Here is a 20,137-nt window from a genome sequence, read left to right as displayed (position 1 = left end):
TATTGTCTTCCTCCTGCTCCCCGGCGGGGCGCCTGACGGCGTCCCGCCAGTTCGGGTATCACGGATACAGGCCGCGCACCTGACGGGCTTGCAGGATCCGCGTGCACGCCACGATGAAGGCGGCGGTGCGCAGCGTGACCTTGTGCTCGCGCGCCACTTGCGAGATGCCGGCGTAGGCTTCGCGCATGATGCGCTCCAGGCGCTGATTGATCTCGTCCTCGCTCCAGAAGAAGCTGGAGAAGTCCTGCACCCACTCGAAGTACGACACCGTCACGCCGCCGGCGTTGGCCAGCACGTCCGGCACCACGTACACGCCGTGCTCGAACAGGATGTCGTCGGCTTCCGGGGTGGTCGGGCCGTTGGCGCCTTCCACCACGATCTTGGCGCGCACCTTGGCGGCGTTCGCGGCGGTGATCTGGCTTTCCAGGGCGGCCGGGATCAGGAATTCGGTTTCCAGGGTCCAGAACTCGTTCTTGTCCATCGCCTGGCCGCCGGTGAAGCCGCCCACGCCGCCATGCTGCGACACGTGCGACAGCAGCTTGTGCACGTCCAGGCCGGCCGCGTTGTGCACGGTGCCTGTGTGATCCTGGGCGGCGATGACCTTGGCGCCGGCCTCATGGAACAGGCGGGCGGCGGTGCCGCCGACGTTGCCGAAACCTTGCACCACCACGCGCGCGCCGGCGACGTTGATGTTCAAGTCGCGCGCGGCTTCGCAGCCCACCACGAACACGCCGCGGCCGGTGGCCTCGACGCGGCCCAGGCTGCCGCCCAGCGCGATCGGCTTGCCGGTCACGACGCCGGTGGCGGTCGAGCCTTCGTTCATGGAGTACGTGTCCATCATCCAGGCCATGGTCTGGGCGTTGGTGTTCACGTCGGGCGCGGGGATGTCCTTGGACGGTCCGATGATCACGCCGATTTCCGAGGTGTAGCGACGCGTCACGCGCTCGAGCTCGGACATGGACAGCGTGCGCGGGTCGACGCGGATGCCGCCCTTGGCGCCGCCGTAGGGCAGGTTCACCGCGGCGTTCTTGATCGACATCCAGGCCGACAGCGCCATGACTTCGGAGAGCGTCACGTCCTGGTGGAAGCGCACGCCGCCCTTGCCCGGGCCGCGCGAGGTGTTGTGCTGCACGCGATAGCCCTCGAAGTGGGCGATCTTGCCGTTGTCCAGCTCGATAGGCACGTCGACGATCAGCGAGCGCTTCGGACGCTTCAGGGTCTCGACCCAGCGCGCCAGCGAACCGAGGTACGGGGTGACCCGGTCGACCTGCTGCAGGTAGTTGCCCCAGGGGCCGAGATCGTCGGCGTTCAGATAAGACGGCAATGCGTGGGTGGGAGTTTGAGACATGAGCTGGCTCTCCTGACAAAGTTGCGCCATTTTATCCACGAAACTTATATCGTCCCCATTTTTAATGAAAATATTTTAAATGGGGACATATGTAAATCGGAGCCTTCCGAAAGGCGGACCCGCGTCCGTCCCGCGCCTGCCCTCAGGCGGCTTCCCGCCCTGCCTATCCTAGTGCGCGGCGGCGCCAGCGTCCATCCTCCGCAGGCATGTCGCACAGCGTTGAATCCGTCACCCTGATCCCGCACAATGCGCAGGTCCCCGGCGACCGGCTGGGGATAGCGTGTGCGAGTCATTCCGCCGCCAGGCGGGAGTCCGGTCGCATGTGAAGACCTTGCATGTGAAGACCTAGCGTCTGAAGACCCTTATGAACCCTTAAAACATAGAGGATCTCATGTCGGATTTTGTCTTTGTCAATAACGATGACCAGCGCTACCGAACCCTGCAAAAGGGTTTCAACCTGCGTTTCCCCACCACCGGCGAGGGTGCGGACGCGATCTATGTCTGCCACGATGCGCAATCGGTCCTGGCTGCCGCCAACGACGCGCTGGCCAAGGGCTGCCGCATCACGGTGCGCAGCGGCGGCCATTGCTACGAAGGCTTCGTGGCGAACAAGCTGCCCGAGGACCACGGCAAGTCCCTTGCCATCATCGACATCGGCCTGGTGACGGGCCTGCGCTACAGCGAGGCCGGCGACGTATCCTCGCCCTGGAACGCTTCGGCGCGCTACAAGTTCTCGGCCGCCGCCGGCAACCAGAACTGGGACGGCTACGTCAATCTGTACAAGTCGGCCAACCGGACCCTGCCCGGCGGCTCGTGCTATTCGGTGGGCGCTGGCGGCCACATCGTCGGCGGCGGCTATGGCCTGCTGTCGCGCCTGCAGGGCCTGACGGTCGATTGGCTGTCGGGCGTGGACATCCTGGTGCCCAAGGGCCCGGGCCAGAACGCCCTGGTCGCCAAGCACGTCAACCTGGCCAGCGTCGGCACCGACCGCGACCTGTTCATCGCGTGCCGTGGCGGCGGTGGCGGCAACTACGGCATCATCCTGAATTACTACTTCGCGGAACTGCCCGTCGCGCCGCAACAGGCCTACTGGCTGTCGCTGTCGTATCCCTGGGCCTCGTTCGGCACGGGCGCCACCGGCAAGGCCGCCTTCGGCCGCTTCATGAAGGCCTACTACCAGTGGTTCGCGGACAATGACGCCGACTGGAACAGCTCCGACCCGGCCAAGGCCAACGGCGGACTGTTCACGCTGCTGAAGGTGCAGCACCGCTCCACCGGCGACATCGTGCTCAACATCCAGTACACCGGCACGGACGGCAAGGTCGGCGGCGCGCGCGACCAGCCCTTCATCAACTTCGTCAACGCGATGAACGCGGCCGCCGCCACGGTGCCCAGCATCAACATCGAGGCCAACTGGCTCGGACCGACGCGGCGCCTGACCGAAGCGCCGCTGGACCTGTCCCACCCGGTGCAGGACGCGCGGCTGATGGACTGGCTGTGGCTGACGCAGAACATCAACGGCTCGGGCAGCAACCAGCGCGGCAAGTACAAGTCCGCGTACCACCGCGCCAACTTCACCGACGTGGAAATCACCGCCATGTGGGAGTACCTGAACGGCACGGCCGACCCGCGCCTGAACCAGGCTCTGGTGCAGATCGATTCGTATGGCGGCCGCATCAACCGCAACGACGAAACGCTCAACCCCACCAGCGTCCCGCAGCGTTCCTCGCTGCTGAAGTCGCAGTTCCAGGTCTACTGGACCGATCCAGCCGACGATGCGTTCTATCTGAAGTGGATCTCGGACCTGTACGACGAGTACTTCGGGCAGTATGGCGGCAAGCCCGTCTATCAGCCCGGCTCCCCGTTCGAAGGGTGCTACATCAACTACCCGGACGTGGATATGAAGTACACCAACCAGACCCACGCGCAGATCGATCCGGGCTGGCTGCACCTGTACTACGGCAACAAGGTCAACCAGCTGATCGCGACCAAGCGCTCGGTGGATCCCGACAATCTGTTCCATCACCAGATGTCGATTCCGCTGACGCCGCCGGTCTGACGGGCTGAGACGGGAACGGCGCGCGCAACCTGCCGGCTCCGCGCGCCGCGCACAAGAAAAAGGGCGGCCTGCTCGCGCAGCGGCCGCCCTTGCCTTTTCAGGCGGTCCCGCTAACGCTCAGGCCGACAGCAGCTGCCAGGCCAGCCGCGCCGCCGCGCGGGCGCCGTGGCCGTCCACGTCGAAACGCGGGTTGTACTCGGCCATATCGGCCAGCCGGAGCTTGCCGCTGGCCTTCACGCGCAACGCGATTTCCTCGACCACCGCCATCGGCACGCCGTAAGGCGCGGGCGCCGACACGCCGGGCATGACCGCCGCGGGCAGCACGTCCAGGTCGATGGTCAGGTACACATGGCTGGCCGCCGCCAGCAGGCTGTCCAGCTGCGCCAGGCGCTCCGGCAGGTGACGTTCGCCCATGTCGCGGTCCTCGACCCAGACCGCGCCCACTTCGTCGGCGCGCGCGAACAGCGCCGGCGTATTGGCCAGCCGCGACACGCCCAGGCAGGCGTACTGCAGCTTGCGGCCGCGTTCCTGGCAGTAGCTGGCGATCTGGTCGAACGGCGTGCCCGAGCTGCCGGGCCGGCCGGTGCGCAGGTCGAAGTGCGCGTCCAGGTTCAGCACCAGCACGGCGCCGTCGTCGCCGCGCGACTCCAGCCAGCGCGCCAGGCCCTGGAAGCTGCCCCAGGCGATCTCATGGCCGCCGCCCAGCACCAGCGGGCGGGCGCCCTGCCCCAGCAGCGCGGCCACGCGCTGGCCCAGCGCGTCCTGCGCCGCTTCCAGCGCGTCGCCCTCGCAGGCCACGTCGCCGGCGTCCAGCAGCCGCGTCAGCCCATGGGCCGGCAGGCCGGCCAGGAACTTGCGGATGCCGGCCGGGCCGGCCGCCGCGCCCACGCGGCCCTGGTTGCGGGCCACGCCGGCGTCGCAGGCGAAGCCCAGCAATACGCCCTCGCCCGCCTTGGCCTGGCCGTCGTAGGCGCGCACGATGTGCGCCAGGCGGCGCGTGTCGCCGCGCTCGGCGCTGTCGTCGCGCGCCACCCAGACGCTGGCGTCCAGTTGCGGCGTGCTCATGCCTGCTCTCCCTGGCCGTTGTTCAGCACGGCCTGCAGGAAGGCGCGGGTGCGCGCCTCGCGCGGCTGGGTGAAGATCACGTCGGGCGAGCCGGATTCCAGGATCACGCCGCCGTCCATCACCGCCACCACGTCGGCCACGTCGCGCGCGAAGCCCATTTCGTGCGTGACCACCATCATGGTCATGCCCTCGCGGGCCAGCAGCTTCATGACCTGCAGCACTTCGCCCACCAGTTCCGGGTCCAGCGCCGAAGTCGGCTCGTCGAACAGCATGACCTTGGGCTGCATGGCCAGCGCGCGGGCGATGGCCACGCGCTGCTTCTGGCCGCCGGACAGGCTGGCCGGCATGGCGTTCATCTTCTGGCTCAGGCCGACCTTGGTCAGCAGGTCCTCGGCCAGCGCGTGGGCCTCGTCGCGGCCCATGCCGCGCAGCTTGCGCGGACCGACCGTGACGTTGTCCAGCACCGACAGGTGCGGGAACAGGTTGAAGCCCTGGAACACCATGCCCACCTGCATGCGCAGCTGGTTCAGCTGCGCCTCGGGCAGCATCTTGCCGTTGTCCTGCAGGGTCTGGCCGCAGATGCGGACGGTGCCGCCCTGCGCCACTTCCAGCCCGTTGCAGCAGCGCAGCAGCGTGCTCTTGCCCGAGCCGCTGGGCCCGATCACCACCACCACCTGCGACGGCAGCACATCGAAGTCGATGCCGCGCAGCACGGCGTGGTCGCCGTAGGATTTCTGCAGGCCGCGGATGCGGATCATTTCATTCATGGTTGCGGTGTTCATTGCACCATCCCCCCGGCGCGCAGATGTTGCTCGATCTTGCGCAGAATCACCATGGCCACCGTGGTCAGGACCAGATAAACCAGCGCCACCACCAGATAGGTTTCCAGCGCCAGGTACGACACGCTGATGATCTTCTGGCCTTCGTGCATCAGGTCATGGATGGTCAGCAGCGACACCAGCGCCGAGTTCTTGATCAGCGCGATGAACTCGTTGCCCAGCGGCGGGATCATGCGCACCACCGCCTGCGGCAGGATGATGATGCGCATGGCCTGACCCGAGGACATGCCGAGCGAGCGCGCCGCCTCGGTCTGGCCGCGATCCACCGACTGGATGGCGCCGCGCACGATTTCCGACACATAGGCGCCGGAGTACATGCCCAGGCCCACCACGCCGCAGACGAAGGCCGGCAGCGTGATGCCGAACCGGGGCAGGCCGAAGAACCAGATGAACAGCTGCACCAGCAGGGGCGTGCCGCGGAACAGCAGCAGGTAGACGCTGCACAGGTTGTAGATCACGCGGCGCTGCGGGTTGAGCCGGCCCACGCCGACCAGCAGGCCGACGACGCAGCCCACCAGCAAGGCGCCGGCGGTCACCTCGATGCTGACCAGCGCGCCGCGCAGCAGCGCGTCGAAGTCGGCAAAGACGGCGGAAAAATCCAAAGGCTGGTTCATTTCGCGGGGGCCTCGAACCACTTGTTGACGATGGCCTGGTAGCTGCCGTCAGCCTTGAGCTTGGCCAGCGCGGCGTTCAGGTCGCGGGTCAGCTCGGGCTTGTTCTTGGGCACGGCGATGCCGTATTCCTCGGTGGTGACCTGCTCGGTCAGCACGGTCAGGTCCGGCGTGCTTTGCGCGAACAGCTTGGCGGCGGGCTTGCCCGTCACGGCGGCTTCGGCGCGGCCGATCTGCACCAGGCTGAACATTTCCTGGTTCTTTTCCACTTCGACGCGCTGCACCGACGGGAAGTGTTCCTTCAGGTAGTTGACCGACTTGGTGCCGACCTGCACCGAGACCTTGCGGCCATCCATGTCCTTGAGCGTCTTGATCGGGCCGTCCTTCTTGGTCAGCACGACCAGGCCGCCGGCGTAGTACGGGTCGGTGAAGTCGACCACGCGGCTGCGCTCGGGCGTGATGTAGATGGCGGACACGGCGATGTCGGCGCGGCCGGCCTGCAGGGCGGGAATCAGGCCCTTGAAGTCGATGTCGATCCATTCGACCTTCTTGCCCATGGCGCCGGCCAGGGCTTCCACCAGCTCGATGTCGAAGCCGGTGCGCTTGCCGTCCTTGACGAATTCCATCGGCGGGAAGGTGGCGTCGGTGACGGCGCGGATGGTTTCCTGCGCGTGGGCGGAACCGGCGGTCCAGGCGGCCAGGCCCAGGCTCAGGGCGGCGGTCAGCAGAGTGCGACGAGTGGTCATGATCAATCCTAGGAAAGGGATATCGGAAAGGCGAGCCGCGAGGCGGCAGGCGGAACAGGGAACGCGGTGGAGCGCCGGGACAGCATGGAATGGAAAATCAAGGTCGGTCGGGACGGTATTCGGAACGTAACGGTATCGGGCCTGGCGCTCAGCGCGCCTGCAGCTTCAGTGAAATGCGCCGGGCGGCGCCGACCGTCATGTCGATCAGGGCCTGCGGGCGCTGCGCCGCGCGGGTCGACGGCGCCATCAGCGTGATCGAGGCGACGGCCTGGTGGGCGCGCTGGAAGATCGGCACGCTCACGCCCCAGACGCCGGCGTCGACTTCGCTGTCGGTGACGGCGTAGCCCTGCCCGCGTATGGTTTCCAGCTCCCCGGACAGGCGCGCCGGATCCATGCCCGCCTCGCCGGCCAGATAGCCCAGCGCCGCCTGCAGGCGCGCGGCCGGCATGAAGGCCAGCAGCGACTTGGCCGACGCACCCCGGGCCAGCGGCAGGCCGCGACCCTTGGTGAACGAGCAGCGCAGCGGATGCTGGCTTTCCACCATGTCCAGGCAGACGGCCTGGTCCTTGACCGCGACCAGCAGGCCGATGGTCTCGCCGGACGCGACCGCCAGCGCCGCCATGTCCGGCTGCGCCTCATGGATCAGGAAGGAAGACTGGTCGAAGCCCCAGGCCAGCTGCACGCTGAGCGGCCCCGGTCCGTACTCGCCATCGTGTTCGGCGACGAAACCCCAGCGCTTGAGCAGCGCCACCTGCCGGTACAGCGTGCTTTGCGCCAGGCCGGTCTGTTCGGCCAGCGCCGCGATGCTGAGCGGCCCGTCATGCCGGGCCAGCGTGGCCAGCACATACAGGACGCGATCCGCGCCGGCGCCGACAGAGGGGTCGGGTGTCAAGATTCATCTCCAAACGAACTGGAGCGGAGATTATCAATTTATGGCTTTGATCCTGCAAATTATTCCCGAAAATTGAGAATTACAAGGGAAAACCCCAGCAAATATGAGAAAAATATCAAAAGATGCCCCGCGTGTGCGCGCCACCCTTCCTGGCACGCGCCAAGGGCGCGCCACACCGCACAGCGAAAAGAAAAACGCCGCCCCATAGGGGCGGCGCATGGGCCGTCGCATGACCGCTGGACGCGGCGCGCAACGGCGGAAACCCGGCTGGCGAGGCCCGTCAGTCGTAGCTGTTCAGCTTGACGCCCGAAACGCCACGGACGGCCGGCGTCCCGGGTTCGGGTGACGATGACGGCGATGTGACGGGGGGCGACGCGACAGGAGGCGTCGCCAGACTGGGCGGCGCGGCGTCCTGCCCCGCGCCGGCCGGCGCCGCCGCATCGTCCACCGCCTCGGCTTCCGCCGGCGCGGCCGCGCGCCGCGCCTGCTTGTCCCGATCCTGGCGCGCGATCAGCTCGCGCAGCTCGGCGGCCAGCTTGGTCGACTTGCCGGTGGTGGCCCAGTCGGCCGCGTTCTGCCCCTTGGTATCGCGCGTGGTGACGTCGGCGCCGGCCTTGAGCAGCAGCTCGACCATGGGCTTGCTGCCCGACAGCGCGGCCATCATCAGCGGCGTCTCGCCCGAGGGCGCGGGCGCGTTGACCATGGCCTTGTGCTGCAGCAGCAGTTGCGCCATCGCCAGCTGGCCCTTGGACGCGGCATAGTGCAGCGGCGTCCAGCCCAGGCGGTTGACCTGGGCGCCGCGCGCGATGAGCGCGCGCGCCCGCTCGGTCTGGCCCGCGATCGCCAGGTACATCAGCGGGGTCTCGCCCGCCGGATTCTCGGCGTTCACGTCCGTGCGGCGGTCGGCGACGATCGCGTCGAACACGTTCCAGGCGCCGGCCACCACCGCGCGCATCAGCGCCGGCTGGCCATTCTGGAAACGGACATTGGGATCGGCGCCTTGCGCCAGCACGTCCTTGATGTCGTCGGCGTAGTCGTTAGCCAGGTAGACCCACCAGTCGTTCGGATTGGCGGCCTGCGCCGCGTGGGCCGCCAGCGCCATCGCCATGGCTGCCAGCGCCTTGCGGGCGGACGGGAACGAGCCTCGGACGGGCGACGGACGGCGGGCGATCTGCATGGGAACCTCGCGATTCAACTTGAACTATTTTCTTAATTTATTTCTTTATCTTATTGAAAAGATTAAAGAAATTATCGGTTGACGCGCGCGCCACCTCGGCCACGGTGATGCCGCGCAGATCGGCGATCTTCTCGGCCACATGGATCACCTTGGACGGGTCGTTCAGCTTGCCACGGTAAGGCACCGGCGCCAGGTACGGCGAATCCGTTTCGATCAGCAGCCGGTCCAGCGGCACCTTGGCGGCGACCTCGTGCACGATCTGAGCATTCTTGAAGGTGACGATGCCGGACAGCGAGATATAAAAATTCTGCTCCAGCGCCGCCTGCGCGACCTCCCAGTTCTCGGTGAAACAGTGCATCACGCCGCCGACTTCACCAGCGTTTTCCTCGCGCAGCACGCGCACCGTGTCCTCGGCCGAGGCGCGCGTGTGCACGATCAGCGGCAGGCCGGTCTCGCGCGCCGCGCGGATATGACGGCGGAAGCGCTCGCGCTGCCAGTCCAACGGCTCGGACAGCCGGTAGTAGTCCAGCCCGGTCTCGCCGATGGCGACCACGCGGGGATGGGCCGACAGGCGCACCAGTTCTTCCACGGAGGGATCCGGCGTGTCTTCGTAGTCCGGATGCACGCCCACCGACGCCCACAGATGGGCGTGCGGCTCGACCAGCGCCATCAGGCCGGGCCATTCGGGCATGTTGACGCTGACCACCAGCGCGTGCGTCACCTGGTTGGCGGCCATGCGCTCCAGGATGGCGGGCAGGTCGGCGGCCAGTTCGGGGAAATTCAGATGGCAGTGGGAATCGACGTACATGGAAATCCGGGTTGCGGGCGCCGCCCCTGGCCCTGGCCGGCGCCGCGCTCCTGCGGGCCGCGGGCGACGGGCGGCGCGGGACTACGCCAGGCAGGATAGCACCACGCGCTGCAGCGCGGAGTGGGCGAAAAGCTTGGCATTCAAGGGGTGCGTGGCCAGCGCGCGCTGGCGCGTCAGCCAGCGCGCGGCTTCGGCCACGCGGGCCGGCCGGGCGCGCGCGGCCACTTGCGCCACGCCCGCGCCCAGCGCGGGGAAGTAGCGCACCGGCGCGCCGGCGGCGGCCAGCATCAGGTCGGTATAGAAGCGTTGCAGCGCGTCGATCCAGTCGGTCGCCGGCACCTTTTCCAGCGCCTCGGCCAGCGTGCCCACATCGGGCGACTGGCCCTGCGCCAGCGGCGCGACCAACTGGCCCAGCCATGGGGGACAGGCGGCCTCGCCGCTCTGCGCCAGCCGCAGGGCCGCCAGCGGCGCGCCGCCGCCGGCCGCCAGCCATTCGCGGGCGGGTTCGACGTTCTGCTCGCGCAGCCATTGCAGCGCGGTGTCGGCATCGGGCGCCGGCAGGGGCAGACGGCGGCAGCGCGACACCAGGGTCGGCAGCAGCCGGTCCGGCGCATCCGCCACCAGCAGGAACACCGTGTGCGGCGGCGGCTCTTCCAGCACCTTGAGCAGCGCGTTGGCCGAGACCACGTTCAGCGCATGGGCCGGATACAGCAGCGCCACGCGCCAGCCGCCCCGGTGGGTGGCGGTGTTGAACCAGGATTCCAGCGCGCGGATCTGGTCGATGCGGATTTCCTTGGACGGCGCGCGCTTGGATGCGCTGCCGGCCACGGGCTCGGCGTCCTCGGCCTGTTCGGCGGCCTCGGCGCCCTCTTCCACCGCGATGGCTTCGGGACGAATGCGGCGCAGGTCGGGATGGTTGCCGCTGGCGAACCAGGCGCAGGCCGCGCAATGGCCGCAGGCCAGGCCGTCTTGCGGCGTCTCGCAAAGCAGGCTGGCGGCGGCGGCCACGGCGAAGTCCAGCTTGCCGATGCCGGCCAGACCATGCACCAGCCAGGCGTGGGCGAATCGCTCGCGGTTGCCCAGCCAGTTGCGGGCGGTCTCAAGCTGCCAGGGCAGGAATTGCGGCGCGCTCACTGGGCTGGCCTCCTGTTCACGGAACCGATGCCAGTTCTCGCGGGCACCTGCGGATGGACGAGGCGCATCATGCGCGTCCTTCGATCAAGGCCAGCAGGCCGGCTTCCAGCTCGGCCCGGATCTCGGGGATGGAACGGGTGGAATCGATCACGCGGATGCGGTCCGGATCCGCCTTGGCGCGATCATGATAGGCCGCGCGGGTGCGCTCGAAGAAGGCCGCGCCCTCGCGCTCGAAACGGTCTGGTTCGCGCGCGTCGGCCAGGCGCTGACGCGCCACTTCCAGCGGCACGTCGAACAGCCAGGTGCGGTCGGGCTGGCCCGCCTGCATCCAGGCTTCCAGCGCGGCCACGCGCTCGGCGCCCAGGCCGCGACCGCCGCCCTGGTAGGCATAGCTGGCGTCGGTATAGCGGTCGCAGACCACCCAGGCGCCGCGCGCCAGCGCCGGCTCGATCACCTGGCGCGCGTGTTCGCAGCGCGCGGCGAACATCAGCAACGTCTCGGTATCCAGGCCCATCGGGTCGTTCAGCACCAGGGCGCGCAGCTTCTCGCCCAGCGGCGTGCCGCCGGGCTCACGCGTGGCAACCACTTCCAGGCCCTGCGCGCGCAGGAAATCGGCGATCCAGCCGGTGTGGGTGCTCTTGCCTGCCCCGTCGACGCCTTCCAGCGTGATGAAACGTCCGCGCGAGGTCATTCGTCTTGTCCTTGTTGTTCCGGTTGCGCCGGCTGTTGGGCCGGCGACTGTGGCGCTGATTGCGGCTGCGCCGCCTGTTGCGGCGACTGCGGCTGCGCCGGCTCCGTCGGCTGGGCGGGCCGCGCGGGCTGCGCCGGCCGCGAGGGCTGCGCCTGCTGCCCCTGGCCCAGGATGTAGCGCGACACGTTGCGGTTGTGCTCGTTCAGGTTGACCGAGAATTCGCTGGTGCCGTTGCCCTTGGACACGAAGAACAAGTACTTGTGCTGTTCCGGCTGCACCGCGGCCAGCAGCGCCGCGCGGCCGGCCGCCGCGATCGGCGTGGGCGGCAGGCCGGGCCGGGTATAGGTGTTCCAGGGCGTGTCGGTCTGCAGGTCGCGCTTGCGGATGCGGCCCTGGTAGGCGTCGCCCATGCCGTAGATCACGGTGGGATCGGTCTGCAGCAGCATGCCGATCTTCAGGCGGTTGGCGAACACACCCGAGACGCGCCGGCGGTCGGGTCCGTGGCCGGTTTCCTTTTCGATGATGGACGCCATCACCAGCGCCTCGTAGGGCGTGGCCATGGGCAGGTCGGCCTGGCGCTTGGCCCAGGTGTCGTCCAGGATGCGCTGGCCTTCCTGGTAGGCGCGGCGCAGCAGGTCGTAGTCGGTGCTGCCGGGCGTGAAGATATAGGTATCGGGGAAGAACAGGCCTTCGGGATGCTTGATGTCCGAGCCGAGCCGCGCCATCAGTTCCTCGTCGCTGATGTCGCCCAGGGTCTGCTTGACGTCCGGATGCTCGCGCAGCGCCTGACGGATCTGGCGGAAGGTCCAGCCTTCCAGGAAGGTGATCTGGCGCTGGGTCATATCGCCGCGCGCCATGCGTTCCAGCAGCTGCCACGGCGAATCGCCGTTGATGGCCTGGTAGCCGCCCGCCTTGATCAGCTTGTCCTGCTCGGACAGGCGCGCCATCCAGACGAAACCCGGCTCCCAGACCGGCACGCCGGCCGCGTTCAACGCGCGTGCGACCGTGCGCGGGCTGCTGCCCGGATCCACCACGAAATCGATCCTGTCGGCCTTGAGCTGCATGGGCCGATGCATCCAATGCCAGGCGCCGCCAACGGCCGCCGCGGCGGCCAGCACCAGGAGCAGCAGGGACCACAGGAAATAAGAACGGAGTCGCTTCTTCATAAGTTCCGGAAGTTTAATGGATCGCGCGCGGGTCCGACGCTGGAAATCGGGACAGAATGGTACGCCACGCGGGCGACACGCCCCTGGACGGCGCGAGGAATTGGCCTGGACCCGCGCCGAAGACGGCTATCATCGGATCTTTGAAGATGCGATGCGGCCCCATCCTGCGCGGGCCGCCACAAGACACGCCGCCATGCACGATTTCCTAGCTTCGATTCCGTCCAACGCCGAAGGTTGCGCCGCCTGCGCCCCGCTGGACGATTTCCTGGTCATTTCCGCCTCGGGCGCCGATGCGCTGACTTTCCTGCACGGCCAGCTGACCCAGGACGTCACCGGCCTGCCGGCCGACGCCGCCCGCCTGGCCGGCTACTGCACCGCCAAGGGCCGGCTGCTGGCCACGCTGCTGATGTGGCGCGCCGCCCCGGGCGCCGGCGATGAGGCGCCGCAGCTGTACGCGCTGCTGCGCCAGGATCTGTCGCAAGCCTTGCTCAAGCGCCTGTCCATGTTCGTGCTGCGCGCCAAGGCCAAGCTGGCCGCGACCGCGCTGCACGCCTGCGGAATGCGGGCCACCGACGACGCCCAGCTGGCCGCGCTCGAAGCCGCCGCCGGCCCGCTGCCGCGCCAGACCTGGGAACGCGCCGAGCTGCCGTCGGGCACCTGGATCGCCGCGCCCTCGGCGGCCGGCGAACGGCGCTGGTGGTGGATCGCCTCGGACGAGCAGCTGGCCGGCGCCTCCGCCCTGGCCGGCGCGCTGACGCGGACGGACGCCGACGCCTGGCGCGCGGCCGACCTGGCCGCCGGCATCCCCTGGATCGGCGCCGCCACCCAGGATCTGTTCATTCCGCAGACCGTCAACCTGGAACTGATCCAGGGCGTGAGCTTCACCAAGGGCTGCTATCCCGGCCAGGAAGTGGTGGCGCGCAGCCACTACCGCGGCACGGTCAAGCGCCGCATGGCCTACGGCCGCGTCGAGGCGGGCGCCCAGGAAGGCGCGCTGGCGAACGTCGATGTGTATGACGCCGCGCAGCCGGACGAACCCGTGGGCCGCGTGATCGACGCGGCGCGCCATGCCGGCTCGGTCAGCGCCTTGTTCGAGATCGCGCTGGCCGCGCTGCCCGGCGACCTGCGCCTGGGCGCGGCCGACGGCCCGCGCATCGCGGTCGCGCCGCTGCCCTATTCCATTCAGCCCGAGTAAACGCGCTCCAGACGAGCGCCTGCTGAGCGCGCGCCTGCTAAGCGCGCGCATGCGTCCGAATCCGTGGAAGGTAATCAGTGGAAGGTGCTAGACGGCCACGCCGAACACGGCGCCCACGCCGGCCGTGACCGCCATGGCCAGCGCGCCCAGGATCGTGACGCGCAAGGCGGCCGGCCCCTTGGGCGCGCCGCCGGCGCCGGCGGCCAGCGCCCCCAGCGCGGCCAGACAGGCGATGGACGCACCCGTCACGGTCCAGATCAACGGTCCGGTCGGCGTAACCGCCGCCACCGCCAGGGGCAAGGCCGCGCCGCCCGCGAAACAGGCTGCCGACGCCACGGCCGCCTGCACCGGACGGGCGCGGTTGTGCAGCAGGATGCCCAGCTCATCGCGCGCATGCGCGTCCAGCGCATCATGATGCGTCAGCTGGCTGGCGACCTGCGCCGCCAGGTCCGGCGACAGCCCGCGCTGCACATAGATCTCGGTCAGTTCGGCCAGTTCCTCGCCGGAATTGCGCTTGAGCGAGCGCTGCTCAAGCCGCAGGTCGGCCGCCTCGGTATCGGCCTGCGAACGCACGGATACGTATTCACCGGCAGCCATCGACAGGGCACCCGCCACCAGGCCGGCCAGCCCCGAGGTCAGGATGGCGCCATGCGCGGCCTGCGCCGCCGCCACCCCCGTGATCAGGCTGGCGGTGGACACGATGCCGTCGTTCGCGCCCAATACGGCCGCGCGCAGCCAGTTGCTGCGGAAAATCCGGTGATGCTCTTTTGCTGGCATGATTTGCTCATAGATCCGTGACAAGACCCATGGCGCGCCAGAGGCGCGCCTGACGGCGGCCCGCAGCGCCCCCCCTTTCCAGGGAAGCGCTGCCGACACACCGAAGCGGGTCTACCGCTCTACTCTCACAGCGGTCAGCAAGCCTATCACGCAGAGCGTGGCCTGGTCTTGCGCGTGCGCATGGACTTCGACCTGGCAGATCGACAGGCGCCGGCCCGGCTTGACCACGCGGCCGGTGGCCGTGTAGCGCTCGCCCTTCGCCGGCGCCAGGAAGTTCATCTTGAACTCCGAGGTCAGCACATCCTGGCCCGGCTCGAACAGGCTGTAGGCGGCATAGCCGCCGGCCGTGTCGGCGATGGTCGTGGAAATGCCCGCATGCAGATAGCCGTTCTGCTGGCACAGGTCGGCACGATACGGCAGCCTGATCTCCACCCTGCCCGGCTCGACCAGGGCCAGCTCGGCGCCCAGCAGGCGCATGATGCCCTGCCGTTCGAAGCTGGCGCGGACCCGCTCGCGCGGGTCGGCCGGCGGCAAGCCGGCGCTCACGTCAGTCCTCGCGCTTGAGCAAGTTCACGATGCTGGAGAAATCCAGCTTGCCCGAGCCGCCAGCGCTGTGCAGCGAATACAGGTTGCGCGCCAGCTCGCCCAGCGGGATCGAGGCGCGCGCCGCCAGCGCGGCCTCGGCCGCCAGGCCCAGGTCCTTGAGCATCAGGTCCACGCCGAAGCCGCCGGCGTAGCCCTTGGACGCGGGCGCGTGTTCCATCACGCCGGGCCAGGGGTTGTAGAGTTCGGTGGCCCAGTTGCGGCCCGAGCTCTTGGCGATGATGTCCGACAGCACCTTGGGATCCAGGCCATTGGCCACGCCCAGCGCCAGCGCCTCGGAGGTGCCGGCCATCAGGATGCCGAGCAGCATGTTGTTGCAGATCTTGGCGACCTGGCCCGCGCCCGCCGCGCCGGCGTGGAAGATGTTCTTGCCCATTTTTTCCAGCACCGGACGGGCGCGCTCCAGCGCGGCGGGCAGGCCGCCGACGATGAAGGTCAGCGTGCCGGCGGCCGCGCCGCCGGTGCCCCCCGACACGGGCGCGTCGATCATGGCGATGCCGCGCGCCTCGGCGGCCTGCGCCACCTTGCGGGCCGAATCCGGCGCGATGGTGCTGCACTCGATGACCAGCGCGCTGGCCGGGATCTTGCCCAGCAGGTCCTCGCCCAGGTACAGCCCTTCCACGTGCTTGCTGGCGGGCAGCATCGAGATGACGACTTCGGCGCCCTGCACGGCGTCGGCGGCCGACGCGGCCGCCTTGGCGCCGGCGTCGGTCAGCGTCTTGACGGCGGCGGGCGCCAGATCGTAGACCTTCAGGCTGTGGCCGGCCTTGACCAGGTTCAGCGCCATGGGCGCGCCCATATTGCCCAGGCCGATAAACGCGATGCTGCTCATGATGTCCTGTCTCCTGTTGCTTTTGCTATTGCTGATGCTTGTAGGGGGAAATCGTTCAATGCCTCGTGCCTTGCCGCCGGCCCGGCCGCGTCCCTGGGACGCGGCCGCTCGCCGGCCTCAGCGCCCTTCCTTGCCCAGGTCGTCCAGCGGATGCGGCTGGCCCTCGGGCCAGGGTTCGTCGAAGAACTTCTGCACCCAGGCGTCCGTGGCCACGTCCAGCACCGCAGGGTTCCAGCGCGGCCGCTTGTCCTTGTCGATCAGCAGCGCGCGGATGCCCTCGGCGAAATCGCCATGCGCGGCGCAGGTCAGCGCGGCGATGTACTCGGCTCGGAACACATCGTCGAGCGAGCGCAGCCGCATGCGCTGCTGCAACGCGAACGACAGGCGGACCGAGCCGGGCGAGCCGGCCAGCATGGTGGACGCGGCGCGCGCCAGCCAGGGATCGTCGTGGTCCTTCAGCGCCGCCAGTTCCTCGTAGATCTCGTCGAGGCGGTTGCCGCTGCACAGATTGTTGATCAGGAAGGAATGCTGGCGCAGATGGCCGGGGTCCAACGGCGTCTGCGGCTCCAGCGCCGTCAACGCGCGCCGCAGCAGGCCGTCATTGATGGAACGCGGGGGGATCGCATCGCTGTCCGGCGCGGCCTGCGCCTGCCCGGCCCAGGGCTGGTCTTGCAGCGATTCCAGCAGCTTGGGCCAGTCGGCATGGTCCAGGCGGAAATCGGCCAGGCCGGCGAAGAAGGCGTCCGCCGTGTTCAGCTGCGCGCCGGTCAGCGCCAGGAACATGCCGATGCGGCCGGGCATGCGGTTGAGCAGCCAACTGCCGCCGACGTCCGGGAACAGGCCGATGCTCACCTCGGGCATGGCCAGGCGCGAGGCCTCGCTCACCACGCGGTGGCTGGCGCCCATCATGAGCCCGATGCCGCCGCCCATGACGATGCCATGACCCCAGCACAGCACGGGCTTGGGATAGGTGTGGATGCGGTAGTCCAGCCGGTATTCCAGCTCGAAGAAGCGCCGCGCATAGGCGTTGGCCCAGGGCCCCTTGCCGGCGTTCTCGGTCATGCTGCGGTACAGCCCGTGCAGGTCGCCGCCGGCGCAGAACGCCTTCTCGCCCGCGCCTTGCAGCACCACCAGGGCCACGCCGGGATCGCGCGCCCAGGCATCCAGGCGCGCGGCCAGCAGTTCCACCATTTCCAGCGACAGGCCGTTCAGGGTCTGCGGCGAATTCAGCGTCGCGATCCCGAAACGCATGCCATTGGCAGCGGCCCTTTCTTCAAACAGCACCGGTGCAGTCATCGTATGTCGGCTCCTTTTTCCAACAACTGGCGGGCGATGATCACGCGCATGATCTCATTCGTCCCCTCCAGAATCTGATGTACGCGAGTATCGCGCACCAGACGCTCCAAGGGATAGTCCCGCAGGTAGCCGTAGCCGCCGTGTATCTGTTGCGCATCCAGGCAGATCTGGAAGCCCATGTCGGTCGCGAAGCGCTTGGCCATGGCGCAGTAGGTGGCCGCGTCGGGCGCGCCGCCGTCCAGCTTGCACGCCGCCAGGCGCACCATCTGGCGCGCGGCCACGAGATGGGTGGCCATGTCGGCCAGCTTGAATTGCAGCGCCTGGAATTCCGCCAGGCGGCGGTTGAACTGGCGGCGCTCGTCCATGTAGCGCCGGGCCGCGTCCAGCGCGCCCTGGGCCGCGCCGACCGAGCAGGTGCCGATGTTGATGCGACCGCCGTCCAGGCCCTTCATGGCGATCTTGAAGCCGTCGCCCTCGTTGCCCAGCAGATTGGCGGCCGGCACGCGCACGTTCTCGAACACGATGGGCCGGGTGGACTGGCTGTTCCAGCCCATCTTTTCTTCCTTGCGGCCATAGCTGATGCCGGCGCTGTCGGCGGGAATGGCAAAGGCGCTGATGCCGGCCGCGCCCTCGCCGCCAGTGCGCGCCATCACGATCAACAGATTGGTATCGCCGCCGCCCGAGATGAAGGCCTTGGCGCCGTTGACGATGTAGTCGGCGCCCTGACGCTGCGCGCGGGTCGACAGCGAGGCCGCGTCGGAGCCGGCGCCCGGTTCGGTCAGGCAGTACGAAGCCAGCTTCTCGCCGCTGGCCAGTTGCGGGCCCCATTCCTCGCGTAGCGCGGGCTGGCCCCAATGGCCCACCATCCAGGTGGCCATGTTGTGAATGGTCAGGAAGGCCGTGGTCGACGGATCCACCGCCGCCATTTCCTCGAACACCAGCGTGGCGTCCAGGCGCGGCAGGCCCAGGCCGCCGATCTCTTCACTGGCGTAGATGCCGCAAAAGCCCATCTCGCCCGCCCGCGCGAACGCTTCGCGCGGGAATATGCCCTCGGCGTCCCAGTGCGCCGCGTGGGGCGCCAGCTCGCCTTGCGCGTAGTCGCGCGCCGCCTGCGCGAACGCGCGCTGCTCGTCGGTCAGTTCCAAGTCCACAGCCTAGTCTCCCGGTGGTATGAGTATTGTCTGTCGGCATCGCTGCCGTCTCGTGAACGTCAGCCCGCCGATTTTGACATGACGTTGACGTAAACGTAAGGGCAAACACGCCTGACGGCGCTGCGAGGCGCCCAACCGGGGTTCATGTTACGCCCGAAGCGCGGGCGGGATTTGTCTCGGCAGCGACAATGTCGCCAGAGGCGCCGGGCGGCGCCCAGGCGCTAGAGCAGCCCTGCGGGCCGTTCGCGTCCGTTCCTGGCCGTCAGCGCGCGCCGGTGCTCGGCCCGGCGGCGGCGCGATTCCTTCGGGTCGAAGGTCAGGCCACGGTAGATTTCCAGGCGGTCGCCGTCGTTCAGGGCCGTATCCGGCCTGACCGCGCGCCCGAACACGCCCACGCCGGCCTGCCAGGGGTCGTTGCGGGGAAAATCGGCGGCGAACCCGCTGGCCGCAATGGCCTCGGCCGCCGTCGCGCCGGCCGGCAGGCGCAGCACCCGCGTCCAGACCTGGTCCGGCAATGCGTGACAGACGCTGACGCCTATGTCCTCATTCGCCATACTTGGCCTGCGCGCGCTTGGTGAAGGAATCGATGAAGCTGGTGGCGATGCGGTTGAACACCGGCCCCACCACCATTTCCAGCGCCCGGTTCGAGAACGCGTATTCCATGGTGAACAGCACCTTGCAGGCGTCTTCCGCCAGCGGCTGGAATTCCCAGTGGCCGACCAGGCTGGAGAACGGGCCGTCCACCAACCGCAGGTCGATGCGGTCGGGATAGACGTGCGTGTTGCGCGTGGTGAAGCGCTGCTTCATGCCCGCGAAGCTGATCAGGATGGAGGCCTGCATGCCATGCTCGTCGCGGGTCTGGACCTCGGCGCCGCCACACCAGGGCATGAATTCCGGGTACTTTTCCACGTCCGCGACCAGATCGAACATCTGGGCGGCGCTGTAGGGCACCAGGACGGATCGTTGTACTTTGTGCATCGACTATCGCAAATGGCTAGAATGACAAGATTTTACCGGTCCCGCTCGTCGATCCCAACCCGGGACGAAATTGTGGCGCGGGCACTGACGCAAACTCCGGTGCGGACGTCGACGCAAACGCCGTTGCAGCCCCGCTGGCGCGAACCCCGGTGAAAAATCCCAGAGCAAAGACCCACTCCTGCTTGCCAGGGGGAAGAACAGAACAGGCTTTATGAGCATTATCGACAACCGCAAGGCCACGCACGACTATTTCATCGAGGACCGCTACGAGGCCGGCCTGGTCCTGCAGGGCTGGGAAGTCAAGGCGATCCGTGACGGTCGCGTGCAGCTCAAGGAAAGCTATGTCATCGTGCGCGACGGCGAGCTGTTCCTGCTGGGGATGCACGTCAGCCCCCTGCCCACGGCCTCGACCCACATCCATCCCGATGCCATGCGCACGCGCAAGCTGCTGCTCAAGGCCGAGGAAATCAGCAAGCTGATCGGCAAGGTCGAGCAGCGCGGCTACACGCTGGTGCCGCTGAACCTGCACTACAAGAACGGCCGCATCAAGCTGGATTTCGCGCTCGGCCGCGGCAAGAAGCTCTACGACAAGCGCGACACCTCGCGCGAGAAGGATTGGCAGCGCGAGAAAGAGCGCTTGATGAAGCACGACACGCGCCGCAAGGACAACTAGTGTGCTGTCCCGTAGGTACGTCCGCATGACGAAATTCATCCATAGACGTCAGGGCTAGGCGCAAACCGCAGTGATACCCGTAGGTATCGCGAGGAT

Annotated in this window: 21 protein-coding genes; 3 read left to right on the top strand and 18 right to left on the bottom strand. The window is 68.3% G+C overall.

Annotation, left to right across the window (positions count from 1 at the left end):
* Positions 1-58: 58 nt before the first annotated feature.
* Entirely contained in the window at positions 59-1,348 is a 1,290-nt protein-coding gene (locus C2U31_RS18545) for a Glu/Leu/Phe/Val dehydrogenase (RefSeq protein ID WP_103274115.1), read from the bottom strand.
* Positions 1,349-1,739: 391 nt separating this feature from the next.
* On the opposite strand from C2U31_RS18545, the gene C2U31_RS18540 reads away from it, so the two are divergent.
* Complete coding sequence (locus C2U31_RS18540; RefSeq protein ID WP_103274114.1) at positions 1,740-3,407, top strand: BBE domain-containing protein; 1,668 nt, start codon at positions 1,740-1,742, stop codon at positions 3,405-3,407.
* A gap of 117 nt (positions 3,408-3,524) precedes the next feature.
* On the opposite strand, the gene hutG is transcribed toward C2U31_RS18540, so the two are convergent.
* From hutG to mltG, 10 genes are all read right to left on the bottom strand, one after another.
* Positions 3,525-4,472, bottom strand: a complete 948-nt coding sequence (hutG, locus tag C2U31_RS18535; RefSeq protein ID WP_103274113.1) for a formimidoylglutamase — start codon at positions 4,470-4,472, stop codon at positions 3,525-3,527.
* Entirely contained in the window at positions 4,469-5,254 is a 786-nt protein-coding gene (locus tag C2U31_RS18530) for an amino acid ABC transporter ATP-binding protein (protein WP_304558823.1), read from the bottom strand. The genes hutG and C2U31_RS18530 overlap by 4 nt, the downstream gene beginning before the upstream one ends.
* A complete protein-coding gene (locus tag C2U31_RS18525; protein WP_103274111.1) occupies positions 5,251-5,925 on the bottom strand; it encodes an amino acid ABC transporter permease in 675 nt (224 codons plus the stop codon). Before C2U31_RS18525 ends, C2U31_RS18530 begins: the two co-directional genes overlap by 4 nt.
* Positions 5,922-6,668: a transporter substrate-binding domain-containing protein gene (locus C2U31_RS18520; RefSeq protein WP_103274110.1), complete on the bottom strand. Its 747-nt coding sequence runs from the start codon at positions 6,666-6,668 to the stop codon at positions 5,922-5,924. The genes C2U31_RS18525 and C2U31_RS18520 overlap by 4 nt, the downstream gene beginning before the upstream one ends.
* Positions 6,669-6,816: 148 nt before the next feature.
* Positions 6,817-7,563 (bottom strand): IclR family transcriptional regulator, encoded by a 747-nt coding sequence (locus C2U31_RS18515; RefSeq protein WP_103274109.1) that lies wholly within the window; start codon positions 7,561-7,563, stop codon positions 6,817-6,819.
* 277 nt (positions 7,564-7,840) lie between these two features.
* Positions 7,841-8,737: an ankyrin repeat domain-containing protein gene (locus C2U31_RS18510; RefSeq protein ID WP_103274108.1), complete on the bottom strand. Its 897-nt coding sequence runs from the start codon at positions 8,735-8,737 to the stop codon at positions 7,841-7,843.
* 37 nt (positions 8,738-8,774) lie between these two features.
* On the bottom strand, positions 8,775-9,545 hold the full coding sequence (locus tag C2U31_RS18505; protein WP_103274107.1) for a TatD family hydrolase: 771 nt from the start codon (positions 9,543-9,545) through the stop codon (positions 8,775-8,777).
* Between the two features lie 81 nt (positions 9,546-9,626).
* The gene (holB, locus tag C2U31_RS18500) at positions 9,627-10,679 is read right to left on the bottom strand and encodes a DNA polymerase III subunit delta' (RefSeq protein ID WP_103274106.1); all 1,053 of its coding nucleotides are present in this window, start codon (positions 10,677-10,679) and stop codon (positions 9,627-9,629) included.
* A 67-nt stretch (positions 10,680-10,746) separates the two neighbouring features.
* Positions 10,747-11,370 (bottom strand): dTMP kinase, encoded by a 624-nt coding sequence (gene tmk, locus C2U31_RS18495; RefSeq protein WP_103274105.1) that lies wholly within the window; start codon positions 11,368-11,370, stop codon positions 10,747-10,749.
* Positions 11,367-12,536: an endolytic transglycosylase MltG gene (gene mltG, locus C2U31_RS18490; RefSeq protein ID WP_103274104.1), complete on the bottom strand. Its 1,170-nt coding sequence runs from the start codon at positions 12,534-12,536 to the stop codon at positions 11,367-11,369. The genes tmk and mltG overlap by 4 nt, the downstream gene beginning before the upstream one ends.
* Positions 12,537-12,729: 193 nt before the next feature.
* Here mltG and C2U31_RS18485 point away from each other — a divergent pair, with 193 nt between their 5' ends.
* Positions 12,730-13,731, top strand: coding sequence for a folate-binding protein YgfZ (locus C2U31_RS18485; protein ID WP_103274103.1), 1,002 nt, complete (start codon positions 12,730-12,732; stop codon positions 13,729-13,731).
* Positions 13,732-13,818: 87 nt separating this feature from the next.
* Here the strand turns inward: C2U31_RS18485 and C2U31_RS18480 are convergent, their stop codons facing one another.
* The 7 genes from C2U31_RS18480 to C2U31_RS18450 form a co-directional block, all read right to left on the bottom strand.
* Complete coding sequence (locus C2U31_RS18480) at positions 13,819-14,508, bottom strand: VIT family protein (protein WP_103274102.1); 690 nt, start codon at positions 14,506-14,508, stop codon at positions 13,819-13,821.
* 111 nt (positions 14,509-14,619) lie between these two features.
* Complete coding sequence (locus C2U31_RS18475) at positions 14,620-14,985, bottom strand: PaaI family thioesterase (RefSeq protein WP_103276443.1); 366 nt, start codon at positions 14,983-14,985, stop codon at positions 14,620-14,622.
* Positions 14,986-15,055: 70 nt separating this feature from the next.
* Positions 15,056-15,943 carry a 3-hydroxyisobutyrate dehydrogenase gene (mmsB, locus tag C2U31_RS18470; RefSeq protein WP_103274101.1) on the bottom strand — a complete coding sequence of 296 codons (888 nt, stop codon included), beginning with the start codon at positions 15,941-15,943 and terminating at the stop codon, positions 15,056-15,058.
* A gap of 117 nt (positions 15,944-16,060) precedes the next feature.
* A complete protein-coding gene (locus tag C2U31_RS18465; protein ID WP_103274100.1) occupies positions 16,061-17,239 on the bottom strand; it encodes an enoyl-CoA hydratase/isomerase family protein in 1,179 nt (392 codons plus the stop codon).
* Positions 17,236-18,390 (bottom strand): acyl-CoA dehydrogenase family protein, encoded by a 1,155-nt coding sequence (locus tag C2U31_RS18460; RefSeq protein WP_103274099.1) that lies wholly within the window; start codon positions 18,388-18,390, stop codon positions 17,236-17,238. The genes C2U31_RS18465 and C2U31_RS18460 overlap by 4 nt, the downstream gene beginning before the upstream one ends.
* Positions 18,391-18,611: 221 nt before the next feature.
* A complete protein-coding gene (locus C2U31_RS18455; RefSeq protein WP_103274098.1) occupies positions 18,612-18,944 on the bottom strand; it encodes an RnfH family protein in 333 nt (110 codons plus the stop codon).
* Positions 18,934-19,368 carry a type II toxin-antitoxin system RatA family toxin gene (locus C2U31_RS18450; protein WP_103274097.1) on the bottom strand — a complete coding sequence of 145 codons (435 nt, stop codon included), beginning with the start codon at positions 19,366-19,368 and terminating at the stop codon, positions 18,934-18,936. The genes C2U31_RS18455 and C2U31_RS18450 overlap by 11 nt, the downstream gene beginning before the upstream one ends.
* 211 nt (positions 19,369-19,579) lie before the next feature.
* Here C2U31_RS18450 and smpB point away from each other — a divergent pair, with 211 nt between their 5' ends.
* Complete coding sequence (gene smpB, locus C2U31_RS18445) at positions 19,580-20,041, top strand: SsrA-binding protein SmpB (protein ID WP_103274096.1); 462 nt, start codon at positions 19,580-19,582, stop codon at positions 20,039-20,041.
* The last annotated feature ends 96 nt before the right edge of the window (positions 20,042-20,137 follow it).

Origin of the sequence: Achromobacter sp. AONIH1, assembly GCF_002902905.1 — a bacterium.
Classification (GTDB): Bacteria; Pseudomonadota; Gammaproteobacteria; order Burkholderiales; family Burkholderiaceae_B; genus Achromobacter.
This window is presented reverse-complemented; position numbering and strand designations above follow the sequence as displayed.

What these genes read in the sequence shown, in the direction of transcription:
- C2U31_RS18545 (WP_103274115.1), bottom strand. Translation starts at nt 1,348, where the DNA reads ATGTCTCAAACTCCCACCCACGCATTGCCGTCTTATCTGAACGCCGAC.
- C2U31_RS18540 (WP_103274114.1), top strand. Translation starts at nt 1,740, where the DNA reads ATGTCGGATTTTGTCTTTGTCAATAACGATGACCAGCGCTACCGAACC.
- hutG (WP_103274113.1), bottom strand. Translation starts at nt 4,472, where the DNA reads ATGAGCACGCCGCAACTGGACGCCAGCGTCTGGGTGGCGCGCGACGAC.
- C2U31_RS18530 (WP_304558823.1), bottom strand. Translation starts at nt 5,254, where the DNA reads ATGAACACCGCAACCATGAATGAAATGATCCGCATCCGCGGCCTGCAG.
- C2U31_RS18525 (WP_103274111.1), bottom strand. Translation starts at nt 5,925, where the DNA reads ATGAACCAGCCTTTGGATTTTTCCGCCGTCTTTGCCGACTTCGACGCG.
- C2U31_RS18520 (WP_103274110.1), bottom strand. Translation starts at nt 6,668, where the DNA reads ATGACCACTCGTCGCACTCTGCTGACCGCCGCCCTGAGCCTGGGCCTG.
- C2U31_RS18510 (WP_103274108.1), bottom strand. Translation starts at nt 8,737, where the DNA reads ATGCAGATCGCCCGCCGTCCGTCGCCCGTCCGAGGCTCGTTCCCGTCC.
- C2U31_RS18505 (WP_103274107.1), bottom strand. Translation starts at nt 9,545, where the DNA reads ATGTACGTCGATTCCCACTGCCATCTGAATTTCCCCGAACTGGCCGCC.
- tmk (WP_103274105.1), bottom strand. Translation starts at nt 11,370, where the DNA reads ATGACCTCGCGCGGACGTTTCATCACGCTGGAAGGCGTCGACGGGGCA.
- mltG (WP_103274104.1), bottom strand. Translation starts at nt 12,536, where the DNA reads ATGAAGAAGCGACTCCGTTCTTATTTCCTGTGGTCCCTGCTGCTCCTG.
- C2U31_RS18485 (WP_103274103.1), top strand. Translation starts at nt 12,730, where the DNA reads ATGCACGATTTCCTAGCTTCGATTCCGTCCAACGCCGAAGGTTGCGCC.
- C2U31_RS18480 (WP_103274102.1), bottom strand. Translation starts at nt 14,508, where the DNA reads ATGCCAGCAAAAGAGCATCACCGGATTTTCCGCAGCAACTGGCTGCGC.
- C2U31_RS18475 (WP_103276443.1), bottom strand. Translation starts at nt 14,985, where the DNA reads ATGCGCCTGCTGGGCGCCGAGCTGGCCCTGGTCGAGCCGGGCAGGGTG.
- mmsB (WP_103274101.1), bottom strand. Translation starts at nt 15,943, where the DNA reads ATGAGCAGCATCGCGTTTATCGGCCTGGGCAATATGGGCGCGCCCATG.
- C2U31_RS18465 (WP_103274100.1), bottom strand. Translation starts at nt 17,239, where the DNA reads ATGACTGCACCGGTGCTGTTTGAAGAAAGGGCCGCTGCCAATGGCATG.
- C2U31_RS18455 (WP_103274098.1), bottom strand. Translation starts at nt 18,944, where the DNA reads ATGGCGAATGAGGACATAGGCGTCAGCGTCTGTCACGCATTGCCGGAC.
- C2U31_RS18450 (WP_103274097.1), bottom strand. Translation starts at nt 19,368, where the DNA reads ATGCACAAAGTACAACGATCCGTCCTGGTGCCCTACAGCGCCGCCCAG.
- smpB (WP_103274096.1), top strand. Translation starts at nt 19,580, where the DNA reads ATGAGCATTATCGACAACCGCAAGGCCACGCACGACTATTTCATCGAG.